Annotated in this window: 8 protein-coding genes; 6 read left to right on the top strand and 2 right to left on the bottom strand. The window is 54.7% G+C overall.

Annotated features, from left to right (window positions below):
• Positions 1–5 precede the first annotated feature (5 nt).
• Genes ACQYWX_RS14920 through ACQYWX_RS14910 form a run of 3 tightly spaced genes read left to right on the top strand, consistent with a single transcriptional unit; the run spans position 6 to position 6,498 of the window.
• Positions 6–1,328 (top strand): hypothetical protein, encoded by a 1,323-nt coding sequence (locus ACQYWX_RS14920; protein WP_431689379.1) that lies wholly within the window; start codon positions 6–8, stop codon positions 1,326–1,328.
• Positions 1,328–5,566 carry a DUF6531 domain-containing protein gene (locus ACQYWX_RS14915; protein ID WP_431689378.1) on the top strand — a complete coding sequence of 1,413 codons (4,239 nt, stop codon included), beginning with the start codon at positions 1,328–1,330 and terminating at the stop codon, positions 5,564–5,566. Before ACQYWX_RS14920 ends, ACQYWX_RS14915 begins: the two co-directional genes overlap by 1 nt.
• 59 nt (positions 5,567–5,625) lie before the next feature.
• Complete coding sequence (locus tag ACQYWX_RS14910) at positions 5,626–6,498, top strand: hypothetical protein (RefSeq protein WP_431689377.1); 873 nt, start codon at positions 5,626–5,628, stop codon at positions 6,496–6,498.
• On the opposite strand, the gene ACQYWX_RS14905 is transcribed toward ACQYWX_RS14910, so the two are convergent.
• The gene (locus ACQYWX_RS14905; RefSeq protein ID WP_431689376.1) at positions 6,474–7,094 is read right to left on the bottom strand and encodes a TetR/AcrR family transcriptional regulator; all 621 of its coding nucleotides are present in this window, start codon (positions 7,092–7,094) and stop codon (positions 6,474–6,476) included. The genes ACQYWX_RS14910 and ACQYWX_RS14905 overlap by 25 nt on opposite strands.
• Positions 7,095–7,264: 170 nt before the next feature.
• On the opposite strand from ACQYWX_RS14905, the gene ACQYWX_RS14900 reads away from it, so the two are divergent.
• Positions 7,265–8,422 carry an MBL fold metallo-hydrolase gene (locus ACQYWX_RS14900; RefSeq protein WP_431689375.1) on the top strand — a complete coding sequence of 386 codons (1,158 nt, stop codon included), beginning with the start codon at positions 7,265–7,267 and terminating at the stop codon, positions 8,420–8,422.
• A gap of 62 nt (positions 8,423–8,484) precedes the next feature.
• Positions 8,485–8,967, top strand: a complete 483-nt coding sequence (locus tag ACQYWX_RS14895) for a hypothetical protein (protein WP_431689374.1) — start codon at positions 8,485–8,487, stop codon at positions 8,965–8,967.
• A gap of 558 nt (positions 8,968–9,525) precedes the next feature.
• On the opposite strand, the gene ACQYWX_RS14890 is transcribed toward ACQYWX_RS14895, so the two are convergent.
• On the bottom strand, positions 9,526–10,608 hold the full coding sequence (locus ACQYWX_RS14890) for a helix-turn-helix transcriptional regulator (protein ID WP_431689373.1): 1,083 nt from the start codon (positions 10,606–10,608) through the stop codon (positions 9,526–9,528).
• Positions 10,609–10,912: 304 nt separating this feature from the next.
• Between ACQYWX_RS14890 and ACQYWX_RS14885 the strand changes: the two genes are divergently transcribed.
• A complete protein-coding gene (locus ACQYWX_RS14885; RefSeq protein ID WP_431689372.1) occupies positions 10,913–11,929 on the top strand; it encodes a TRAP transporter substrate-binding protein in 1,017 nt (338 codons plus the stop codon).
• The last annotated feature ends 52 nt before the right edge of the window (positions 11,930–11,981 follow it).

The raw sequence follows: 11,981 nt of genomic DNA, 5'->3' as shown, positions 1-11,981 counted from the left end.
GCCTCATGACAGAGAAAAATCCAATCGAAAAAGAGCTGGAAAAACTCGACGCGCAATGGGAAACGTTCGTGGAGAGCGGGCGCCCTATTCTGCGCTGGAATATCGACCCGGACGCCAACCAGCTGATGTCGGGATTTCTGAAGATGCGGGAGCAATTCGACGAAACCTCAGGCGAATTCTTCGTCGCTCTGCATTCGGAGTTTTCCTCCCTGGAGCGTTTCGGCTTTGACCTGTCGGATGAGCTGAATCGGGAGATCGCAGCGGGCGTCGCCGCCAGTGCGGAAGACGAGGACGATAATAATCCGGAGGACGCTTTCACCTGGCGCGCCCCTGACCCGAAAAAAGCGCTGAGCGGCCACGACGCGCTGTACAAAAGCTGTCACCAGATTCTGGAAGCGTTCGCCGATTACTTCTCCACTCTGGTGATCGCCATCTGGCCTCACGAGGTCAAAGACCTCAAAGCGTGGCGACGCTGGTTGCAACTGGCCTGCGAGATTCATCGCGATTACAAGCTCTGGGGCGGCAATCTGAAGTGGATCATCATCGATAACGCCCAGCGCCCTGCGTTCGCCAAGCTGGCGCAGGATTACCCCACACAGATTTTCAACCAGACGCCGCCTCTGAATCTGCGCGAGGCCATGAACAAGATCATGGAGGAAGCGGACGACGGCTCGCCCGGCGCGGCGTTTCGCCAGTGTTTCGTGGACATGAATTACGCTGTACAGAACAACGATATCCCCGCTTTGCAAAGCCGTTCCGAGCGCGCGCTGGCGATCGCCGGCGAGCAGGCATGGTTCGACATGCAATGCTCCGTATTGCTGCTGCGCGCCTCCGGCTATCTGAACGCGAAACAAGCCGAGAAAGCGCTACAGGATTATCAACAGGCTCAGCAGTGCGCGTTGCAGGGCATCGAAGCTGAGCGTCCCGGCTGCGACAAATTACTGTTTCAGGCCCACATAAGTGAAGCCAGCGCCTATTTGAGCGAGAAGCGCTATGAAGAGGCCGCCAAGAGTTATCGCCGCAGCGCGGATATCGCCGAGGCTCAGGAGGACGCCATGATGTGCATGGAGAGCTGGCGCTTGCAGTGTTATTGCCTGGAGCGCCTGAAGCTCAAAGGCTACGCCTGGGAGAGCGCCTTACGGGGACTTAAGGCGGCGGGGCTGATCGAGCCTGAGCAGCGCCAATACACCACCCTGCCTTACCTGGGAGAAACGCTGTTGCGCGTGGCGCCGACCCGGGAGGATAAAGATTACGTCCATGAAGCCATGGCGGCCTTGCTGGGCGAAGGCTGGCGGGAAGCGCACGCCGCCAGGGCGGAGACAGTCTGATGCTGGCGGCCAAACATTTTGACCCGATACTGGGGATCGATATTCACCTGCTGGCGCTGCCGCCAGGAACGCCCATTCCTATTCCCCATCCGCACATCGGCATTATTTTCGATGTCCTGGATTACCTGCCGATCTTTGGCGGTACGGTGAAAGTCAACGGCGTTCCCCGCGCGACGGCAGGCACGGCGGGCAAGCCCATCCCGCACATTCCCATGGGCGGCCCGTTCGTCATGCCGCCGGGGAACGAAGACGAGATCTTCATGGGCGGCGCCACTGTAGTGGCGGACGGAGCCCCCTTCAGTTTCACCGCGCTGCCGGTGCTGAGCTGTCAGAGCGTGGGCATGCTGGCGCCCATTCGCGCCAAGAAACCCAAAAAGTCCTATGGCATGGTGCTGCCCACCACCACCGTATTGCCCATTCCCATTGGCGCGCCGGTCATGATCGGCGGGCCTCCCACCGTGGACGCCATGGGCGTGGCCACCACCGCCGGACTGGCGGGATTGGGCGCCGCATTCAAAAAGATACGCAAGATGCAGAAAAGCAGTAAGCGCGTCAAAAAGATCTCCGACGCTATCCATAAGAAAGCCGACAAGCTCATGGACAAACTGGGCGCTCCACCCAGCGTCCGCAACCGCGTTCACAAAGGCGTCTGCGCGGTCACCGGACACCCAGTGGATGTCGCCTCCGGCAAGGTTTTTACGGATTGGATCGACTTCCAGTTGCCCGGCCCGATCCCTCTGTCCTGGGAACGTACCTGGTTCAGCTCCTCGACTTATCAGGGCTCCCTCGGTCACGGCTGGCATCACAACTATGACTGGAAACTGATCGAAGAAGACGGCGCCGTCGCTGTGATGATGCAGGACGGCCGGCACATGGCGTTTCCAGCCTTGAAGGCAGGTGAAGAGAGCTTTAACCGCCAGGAGCGCATGACCTTGCACCGGGACGATCAGGGCTATCGTCTCAAACATCTCGACGGTAACTGGTACCGGTTCACCCCGGCGGCGCCCTCCGCTCATCCGCAGGCAACGGCGGTGCATTATCTGAGCGCCATCACCGACCCCACGGAAAACGCCCGCATTCAGTTTCACTACACCGCTGGCGGCTGTCTGAGCCGGATCATCGACAGCGGCGGACGGCGCATTCAGTTCGAAAGCGATGCGGACAACCGTATCCGTCGCATTCTGCTGCCGCACCCGGATAACGCCGGCGAGTTTTACTGCGCCGTGAAGTACGAATACGACGGCGGCGATCTGGTGGCGACCCGCGACGCCCTGGGCAGCGAGTTTAGCTATCAATACCAGAACCACCTGTTATGCCAGGAAACCGGCTACAACGGACTGAGCTTCTATTTCAAATATGACGGCGCTGACCACAACGCCCGCTGTATTCACACCTGGGGCGACGGCGGCATTTATAACCACCAGCTCGTCTACGACGATGAGAAAAGCCTCACCATCGTACAGAACTCCCTCGGCTATCAGACCGTTTACCACCACGACGGCGCCCTGCCCCATAGAATCGAAACCGCTTCCGGCGGCGTGATCGTCAACGAATACAACGAGTATTACCAAGTCACCTGCGAAACCAACGAACTGGGCCTGTCGACGCGCTACGACTACGACCCCCGCGGCAACCTCACCCAGATCACCCAGCCGGACGGCTCCACGCTGCAGATGGAGTTTGATGAGCGGGATAACTTCATCAAGGCTAAAGATCTGAACGACGGCGAATGGCGCTGGGAATATGATGAGAACGATCAGCTTGTGGCGAAGTCTGACCCTCTCAATCGTCGCACCCGCTATGCCTACCAGAATGGAAAACTGACCTCCGTCATCAACGTATCAGGCTACGAAACCACTCTTCAATACGATGGTTATGGCAATCCCTGCGTTGTGTCGTCGGCTAAAGGAGTCAAGCAGGAGTGGGTTTATGACAATCATGGACGCACCACCATCTCCACTAATCCGCAGGGAAATCAGAAGCGCGTCCAATACGACTTGCTCGGCCGCGTTACTGAAATAGCTGAAGCGAACGGCAATGTTAAGACCTTTCAGTATGACCCGGAAGGCAATGTGGTTCGCGCCACTGACGCCCACTTAGACGTGCATTTCAGTTACCAGGGATTGGGCAAAATGGCGTCTCGCACCCAGGCGGGAACCACGCTGCAGTTTGAATACGACACGGAAGAGCAGCTGATCGGCATCATCAACGAGCACGGCCACGCCTATCGTTTCGAACTTGGTGCTTCAGGGGAAATACTAACCGAGTCAGGCTTCGACGGCTTGCTGCGCCGCTGTGAATACAACCCCGCAGGACAGATCCGACGGGTGACGCGCTCCAGCGGTCGCTATTCTGATTACGCCTATGATGCGGTGGGGAGAATTGTGCGCGTACTGCACAGCGATGGCGAAGAAGAACGTTATCAGTATCGCGCAGACGGCAAGCTCATGAAGGCGGTAAACGTCGATGCGTCCCTGGAGTTTGAGCGTGATGTCATTGGAAGAATCATTAAAGAAAGCAACGGCGAACACTGGGTGCTTTCAGAGTTTAATCGCGAGGACAAACGCACTCGACTCACTTCCTCACTGGGCGCTGCGCAAAGCATCCAGCGCGACAAGTTTAACAACCCTTCGCTGATCGTCATGGGCGAGGACGCCTTCACGATTGCCATTGATCGGGACAGTTTGGGAAGCGAGCTGGCCCGCCATCTGCCTGGCGGCGTATCAAGCCGCTGGAAAAGAGACAAATTCGGACGTCCTCACCAGCTCACCCTGTCTCAAGGCGACAAGAATCAGCTTGCCAGAACCTACTTCTGGGGTATGAATGCGCGCCTGGAAAAGATTCACGACTCCCAGCGCGGCGTCACCGTATTTAGCAATGACGAGCTGGGTCATCTGGTTTCAGCTCGCTATGGCGATGGCGAGATGGACCTGCGTATGCCGGATGCCGTGGGGAATCTATTCCAGACGTACAATCGCAAAGACAGGGAGTATGGCGCCGGCGGCCAACTGCTGTGGATGCGCACTAATCAGGGTGTCGTCCACTACGAGTATGACCTGGAAGGCAATCTGATCACCAAATCCGAGCCTGGCGGCAAAGTCTGGCGCTATACATGGAGCGTCTCAGGCAGGTTGATGAAAGTCTCGCGGCCAGATGGACGCGAGGTTGCATTTACCTACGACGCCCTCGGCCGACGCCTCAGCAAGACTTTCAACGGCCGCATCACCCGATGGGTCTGGGACGGCGATACGCCGCTGCATGAATGGGTGGAAACGCCTAATGCCAGCATGCCACGCACGGCTTTTGATTTATCCTCTTCGCCAAGGGAGACCGTCTCTGGACGCCCGGATATTTCGAGCCAACCGATTCAGGCCCAGGCCCCTCCGCAGGGAACAGAGGCGAATGAGAGCAAACTGATCACCTGGTTATTTGAACCTGAAGGCTTTACGCCAATGGCCAAACAGGTCGGAGACGACTATTTTTCCATCGTCGCCGATTATTTGGGTACGCCCTGCGCCATGTATGACGAGACCGGTCAATCTGTGTGGTCGGCGGATGTCAGCGTATGGGGCGATCTCAAAAACCTCAGCGGAAGTAAGTCCGACTGTCCCTTCCGGTGGGAGGGGCAGTATGAAGATGTGGAAACGGGGCTATATTACAACCGCTTCCGCTACTACGATCCGCAGAGCGGACAGTACGTCGCCCAGGACCCATCAGGACTCATGGGCGGCCTGAGGCTACAGGGCTATGTAAAAGATCCCCTCTCGCAACTGGACCCATTCGGTCTGGTGAACTTCAACAAAATTGTTGGGGATAAAGGCGAAGAGTTCGCCGTAAAATTGCTGGAGGACAGTGGGTACACAGAAATATTTCCTATACAGAACAGCAGCAACAACGGTATTGATATTGTCGCCCGCTCGCCGGCGGGACGCCTTACATTCGCAGAAGTTAAAGCCACTGTTAAAGATACGGTAGGTAAGCCGTCTAACCGCCAGGAGTACTTTCACAACTTTGTCGAGTTGGTGTTAAGAGAGGCTTCAACGGGAACCGGCGCTTACCAGAACACATCAAGACAATTTCAGAGACAGGCCAGATCGGTTCTTAAAGAATTCAGGAAAGATCCGTTAAGTGTTTCAGGCTTGTTGATTGGCGTTGAGCTGGATAGAAATTCAAAGGGGCACCCTGTTGTGTTGAGGGCGATCAGAGTTTCTCCCTGGCCCAGATGTCCCGATGGATAGCAGGACAGCCAAGTGGTTACGCATGATTTCCCAATGATTTTTCAGATATTGAGCAGCTTATGAGCAAAGTAGAAACAATTTTAAAGAACAAGCGGAAATGGCTTTCCGAACGAGATGATCTCATCGACGAAGAAATAGAAGACGCTGAGGATTGCTTCGAAGAAGTCTCTCTCGAGTCTTTTATAGACCTGTCCGACACCCTCGACGTGTTGGCCAATTACTATGGAGCCAGAGGATGCGTCAGAGTCGCTGATGGCGAGTCCGTCGGTTGGGATGACATTGATACGGCGGTCGATTATTTCTTTTGGTCTTTAAAGCTCCGCTCAGAGAGTTTTTTCAAAATCCAATTTCTGAAATCGCTGAAAGCCGGACCAAACCTGACCAATTACACGGGAGACACCGCCTGTGTCCTGGCTTGGTTTATCGCCACAGGCCAGGCTTCCCAAGCCACAGAGGCCAGTCAACTGTTAACCCGGATGGCCGCCAGCGATGCGATTGACCCAGGTTTCTGGGCGCAACGGACGTTTGAGCCATTCATGCTCTGGCTTCATGGGATGCATACTGGAGACAGCGCCCCTAAAGAACTTGTACACAATAGCTTGAGCGTGTACCAACAGGTCATCGACGCCTGGGATAAAACAGATGCTCTGACAACGGCCATCACGGGCGTTTGTGACTATCATTTATCCCATATCGACCGTTCAAAACAGGTAGCCATACCGGAATTCAAGTTCGCTCCATTTGATATTGTCCCAGTCGAAGTGATGGCCATTCAACAAATCAGAGGCAAACATGATCTGGCAACGCCTGAGATCAAACATGACCTCATGACCTTGGCGGATAAAATACCGGGGGCACTTTCCAAACCGGTTGAGCAGGATTTCTTAACCCGGGTCAGAATGGCCTACTACGATTTCTTCGGCGCAGCATAACGCCCCAAAAACATCTCCACCGCAGCGGCGACGATCTCACGTCGCTCCGCCTGCGTGGGGTTAGGCGCGTGGCCGACGATTTGCGGCCAGAAGGAGAACGCTTTTATCAGACTCATGAATTGCGTGGCGGCGAATTCCGGATCGACTTTGATCACTCTCTTATCCGCCATGGCGGCCTTTAACCAGCGTTTGATACCGCCCTCGTTCTCCTGCATTTTCTGCATCGCCTGCCGCGCCAAATCGGGTGACAGCATATATTCCGCCAGCACCATGCGCGCCATGCCGATATAGCCTTCCGATCCCAGCAGTTCCAGTTCCTGTTCCGCAATGGCGGTCAGTTGCGGAGCCAGGGGGGCGTCGCTTTGGTAAGGAAACTCCGTGGCGTCCATCGCCTTGCGCCAAACCTGATCGGTAATTTCAATAAATAAGGCTTCTTTGCTGATGAAGTGGTTGTACACCGTGCGTTTGGACACCTCCGCCCGCTCGGCGATGCGATCCATACTGGCGCCCTGAAAGCCGGACTCCTGAAACACACTGATCGCCGCGTCCAGAATCGCTTCCCGTTTACGCTCGCTCAGACTTTTTTTCTTTTCCATTGCCTTATCCAGGTCGTATTGAAGTGAACAATGCGGACAAGTTTACACTCTCCAGTTTACTTTTAAAAATTTACTAGTAAACTGCTCGGTGTAGTTTACAAATATCCGTGTAATTTAAAAATGTCTGTGTAGTTTACAAATTAGTTGAATGGACCGGTTGGATACACATCATGAAAAAACGCCTGCTATTCGGCTTGGTTGTTATCACATTGGGAGCTTTAGCCATGCACAACAACGATACTCTCGCCACCTTGACCGGCCTGGGCGCGCCATCACCGTCCGACGCTTACAGCGACAACTTCCGCGAAGGCAAATTTCATAATTCCATTCCGACCCGGGCGAACGCAGGCATGGGAAAAATACTGAAAAGCTTCCTGTTTGATAATAACGCCGCCACCCGTCCCGATAAGGCGATTCCACTGCAGCCATTGCAAACGGAACAACTGCTTGGCGATGAGCGCAGCGCCGTTTATCGTTTGGGACATTCCACCGTGCTCATTCGCTTTGAAGGCGACTTCTGGCTGACTGATCCGGTATTTTCAGAGCGGGCCTCCCCAGTACAGTGGGCCGGCCCCAAGCGTTTCCACCCTGCCCCCATTGAGATGGAGCAACTGCCGCCGATCAAGGGCGTGTTGATTTCACACAATCATTACGATCATCTGGACGAAGGCTCCATCAAGGCGCTGCATTCCCGCGTCGAGCATTTCTATACCCCGCTTGGCGTGGGACGACAGCTAAAAGCCTGGGGCGTCCCAGCGGAAAAAATCACCGAGCTGGACTGGTGGTCATCCGTGAAGGTTGGACCCGTTACCCTGGCGGCGACGCCTGCGCAACATTTTTCCGGTCGCGGCCTGTTCGACGGCGATAAAACTCTGTGGGCGTCCTGGGTGATGCTGGGAAGCAAAGAACGGCTGTTTTTCAGCGGCGACAGCGGCTATTTCCCCGGCTTCAAAGATATTGGCGACAAGTACGGCCCCTTCGATCTGACCATGATCGAAACCGGCGCTTACAATCAGAACTGGCCCGGCGTGCATATGCAGCCGGAAGAAAGCATGCAGGCCCATATCGACCTGCAGGGCAAGCAGATGATGCCGATTCACAACAGCACTTTCGACCTGGCGATGCACGCCTGGTATGACCCCCTTGAACGCATTGCGGCGCTGGCGCGAGAACATCAGGTGACATTGCGCACACCCATGATCGGCGCGCCTCTGGTGCTGTCTGAGCCCGCGCAGCAAACCTATTGGTGGCGTGACTTGATGCCCGCAAACGCGGAAGCGACCGAGTACGCGGACAAAAAACCATCTGCGCAGCCCCAATACCTGTAAGTGCTCAGCCATTATTAATATGGCGATGATACTGACCTGTTATTAATCCGGTGATTTTTACAATGACGACCTCGTTACCCACATGGAACCAAGGCGCTTTCCCAGGAAAAGCCCACAGCGTCCACTACCTCGTCGCCATCCAATACCCTGCCGGTTTGGTGTATGACGTGTCGCCCTGGGCTTTTGATCCGCCGGATTACTATTTCTGGCGCGGTCTGGAGAGCGTGGCGGCGAAGGTGGTGGGTTATATTGATCTGACGCGCGCGGTTGAGTGGGCCACTGGCGTCGAATGCCAGCAGGATATCGACTCCGGCGCCCCTGAGAGATTGCAATGGCGCAGCGGCGAGCCGGAGGACAAGACCATCGGCTACGTCGTCTCCCTACCCTCTCACTACAACATACTGAGCTGGGAGGAAGACGGCGGTGATGGTGAGTGGACCTTTCCCACCCGTGAAGAACATGTCACGGGGTATGACCGCTATGTGCCCCTGCCGGAATTTTTGCGGCTTGTGGCGACCCGGCTCAGCATCGAAGACGTGACCTGATCCAGCCCTGCTGACGCTTCCGCAGCAAGCGTGAAGCGTCAGCGACTGATATGTATCGACCAAGCGGCGCCTGAGGATTGAAAAGGTTATAGAACCAGCCGCGCTGTCGAGTGGTATTGGCGGTTAGCGCGGCGTATCACTGTGAGTAATCCGACATTTATCGTCACTGCCCAGCCTGTTAGTGGTCAGGCTTGGTCGCCTTGTCTCTTCTTTCCGATTTCGTTTTTATGCGTGTTCAGCTTGTCGGCTTCGGATCTCAGAAATTTCTTATATTTTTCTATCGAGTGCTCCAACGTCTGTGAATTATGTTTGGGCGCTGACGTGGAGTCTGTACCGCCAGGGCGCGAAGACAACAGGTCTTCATGCCTTGCGACCGGGCAGACTGAACTCTCATCAGCCCAATTCGGCCACACTTCCCAGTTGGTCACTGTTAGGTCCCTCTTGTTGTGTTTTCAATGCCGCCATTTGATGTCGTCATGACAAGATTAGAAGGAATGCGAATGCCTGGAAATACCCCAATTGGGGGCGCTTTCCCCTCAGGAGTAGGCCTTCACAAAATCATGGCATGGTGATGGTCAACACCAGACGCACCAACTCCGACTGCGAGTGCACGCCCATCTTCTGCATAGCTCTTTTGACGTGGGTTCGGACGGTTTCCGGCGCCTTCGATAACTCAGAGGCCAACAGCTTGTTATGGGGCTTTTGAGAAAAGTGCAGCGTGGTTTCCGCTTCCGTTTTGGTGAGCCCATAGCAATCCATCAGTTTCTTTAAATGAATCACGCAGCGGTGGCAGTCATAAACGGCGATCACCAGGCCGTTGGGCGGCATCTCCCAGGGAAGAAGCCCTTTCAACAACGACGTAGGCGCCACCGCAATGTCATAAGAGAAGTCTGAATCTATCGCAGAGTATGTCAATGCAGCGCCGAAGCGGATGGACATATCGATGATATTCGCCAGTTCTGGCTCATAGATATGCACCTTTTTGTTCTCGATTTTTATCTGCTTTTTGACGAACAGGAAAACCAGGTCGGAATCCATATCCACCAGATTCATCCTGTCGTCCACGATGACATAGCCAAGCAAACCACCCAGGCTCCCTGTGGCGTTGAGCAGTGAGCGCGCAAAATTCCGGCGACGCTCATTATTCAGTATTTCCTGCACCGTTAAGCGAATGGATTGGGTTGAGCGGATCAGCATTGTCTTATCGTTTTCCGAAAAGAAACCATCCCGGCACAGATAAAGATTCGTCACATAATTATTACTGCGTGGGAATGCAAAGACGGCGCGCCCTTTGTAGCCATTGGGCGCCATAAATTCCGACTCCACTTCCCGGCTGGTCAGTTCATCAGGGAGATCCTGCACAAACACCAGATCCTGCTGGCTTTTTGAGATGGTCTCGTTCGTCGTGTCTATCTGGTTGTAGTAACTTTCATAGATATTTTGATGTTCTTGGGGAACGTTATAGATGTAGTCGCTGTGAGAGTCGCCCAGGTTATTCAGGTCGGTGATCAGAAATACTGCGCTGTCGCAGCTGGCGATCTCAGTAATCAGCTTCAAAAAAGACTGGAATAACGAGTCTGAGTTAGGAGATTGCGCTATTAAGTTCAGTATGGTCTTGTAATAACTTTCCATCGTCGACATTCCCTAATCATTTTTCCTATATTCCCTGCTCCTGCTATAACTCTGAATTAACGCATAAAACCCGGTTCTATAAGTACCCTAACTTTAGCATATTGATCACAATTTGCTCTATTTTTGACGAAAATGCCGGAGATTTTATTCCGACTCAGTCGATAGTTAATAGTTATTGATTTAAAAAAGTTACCGGTAACAAATTTATTAGAATGTTACCGGTAACACGCCTAGCATGAATTGCGTTAACCCTGAAGCCGCCTGCAACTCGCGGCGGCGATACTCCGTTAAAAATAAGAATTGGAGCGATCATATGAAGTTATCGACCTCTCTCGCAGCGGGCGCTTTGGCGACTGCTCTGTCCTTCGGAACCGCTGGCGCAGCGGATTTCAATTTCAAGTTTCAGTCCTCCGACCCTTCCGGGGTAAAGAATTTCAAAGTGCAGCAGGAATGGGCCGAGCGCGTTGAGCGTATGAGCGGCGGACGCCTGCATATCGAATTGCTGCCTGTGGGCAGTGTGGTGAGCCACACGGAAACCCTGGACGCCATGGGCATGGGCATTCTTGACGGGCATATTTCCGTTACCGGTTACTTCTCCGGTAAAGATCCCGCATTCGGCCTGATCGGCAACACCGTGGGCGCCTGGTCGTCGCCGGATCAACTGATTACCTACATCAATTACGGCGGCGGTTATCAGCTCATGAACGAGCTGTACAAACCTTACGGCGTCAAATTCGTCGGAGGCGGCGCTACCGGACTGGAGGCCTTCGTTTCCAAGAAGCCATTGAATGGCGTGGCGGATCTGAAAGGGCTGAAACTGCGGGCGCCGGAAGGTCTGGTGCAGTCGGTATTCGCCGCCGCCGGAGCCGCGCCAGTAAACCTGCCCAGCTCTGAGGTATTCACCGCCTTGAGCAAAGGCGTCATCGACGCGGCGGATTACACCGTGTTCTCCACCAATCAGGAGGCGGGCATGAATGACATCGCGCCGCATCCGGTGTACCCCGGCTTCCACTCCCTGCCCTTGCTGGAAATCGCCATGGGCATGAAACAGTGGGACAAACTGCCGGCGGACATCCAGGAAATTCTCACCACTTCCGCCCGGGATTTCGCCCACGACATCAGCACGCAGCTCAGAATGGCGGATATCGAAGCGGTCAAAACCGCCCGCGCCAATCCCAAAATCACCATTCACGACTGGCCGGCGGAAGAGCGTAAGAAGTTCCGCGAGATCGCCCGTAGCCAATGGGAGGAGTTCGCCAAGCAATCTCCCAACGCCAAGAAGGTCTACGAGTCTGTGACCGCCTATCTACAGCAACAAGGGCTGCTGTAAGCGCTCTGATATGTCCTAAACCAAGCCTGGGCGAACGCCGTATTGTTTCGCC

Source organism: Hahella sp. NBU794 (genome assembly GCF_050749805.1).
GTDB lineage: Bacteria > Pseudomonadota > Gammaproteobacteria > Pseudomonadales > Oleiphilaceae > Hahella.
This window is presented reverse-complemented; position numbering and strand designations above follow the sequence as displayed.

Bases quoted from the DNA above. Each gene is read 5' to 3' on its own strand.
- ACQYWX_RS14920 (WP_431689379.1), top strand. From the start codon at position 6: ATGACAGAGAAAAATCCAATCGAAAAAGAGCTGGAAAAACTCGACGCG.
- ACQYWX_RS14915 (WP_431689378.1), top strand. From the start codon at position 1,328: ATGCTGGCGGCCAAACATTTTGACCCGATACTGGGGATCGATATTCAC.
- ACQYWX_RS14910 (WP_431689377.1), top strand. From the start codon at position 5,626: ATGAGCAAAGTAGAAACAATTTTAAAGAACAAGCGGAAATGGCTTTCC.
- ACQYWX_RS14905 (WP_431689376.1), bottom strand. From the start codon at position 7,094: ATGGAAAAGAAAAAAAGTCTGAGCGAGCGTAAACGGGAAGCGATTCTG.
- ACQYWX_RS14900 (WP_431689375.1), top strand. From the start codon at position 7,265: ATGAAAAAACGCCTGCTATTCGGCTTGGTTGTTATCACATTGGGAGCT.
- ACQYWX_RS14895 (WP_431689374.1), top strand. From the start codon at position 8,485: ATGACGACCTCGTTACCCACATGGAACCAAGGCGCTTTCCCAGGAAAA.
- ACQYWX_RS14890 (WP_431689373.1), bottom strand. From the start codon at position 10,608: ATGTCGACGATGGAAAGTTATTACAAGACCATACTGAACTTAATAGCG.
- ACQYWX_RS14885 (WP_431689372.1), top strand. From the start codon at position 10,913: ATGAAGTTATCGACCTCTCTCGCAGCGGGCGCTTTGGCGACTGCTCTG.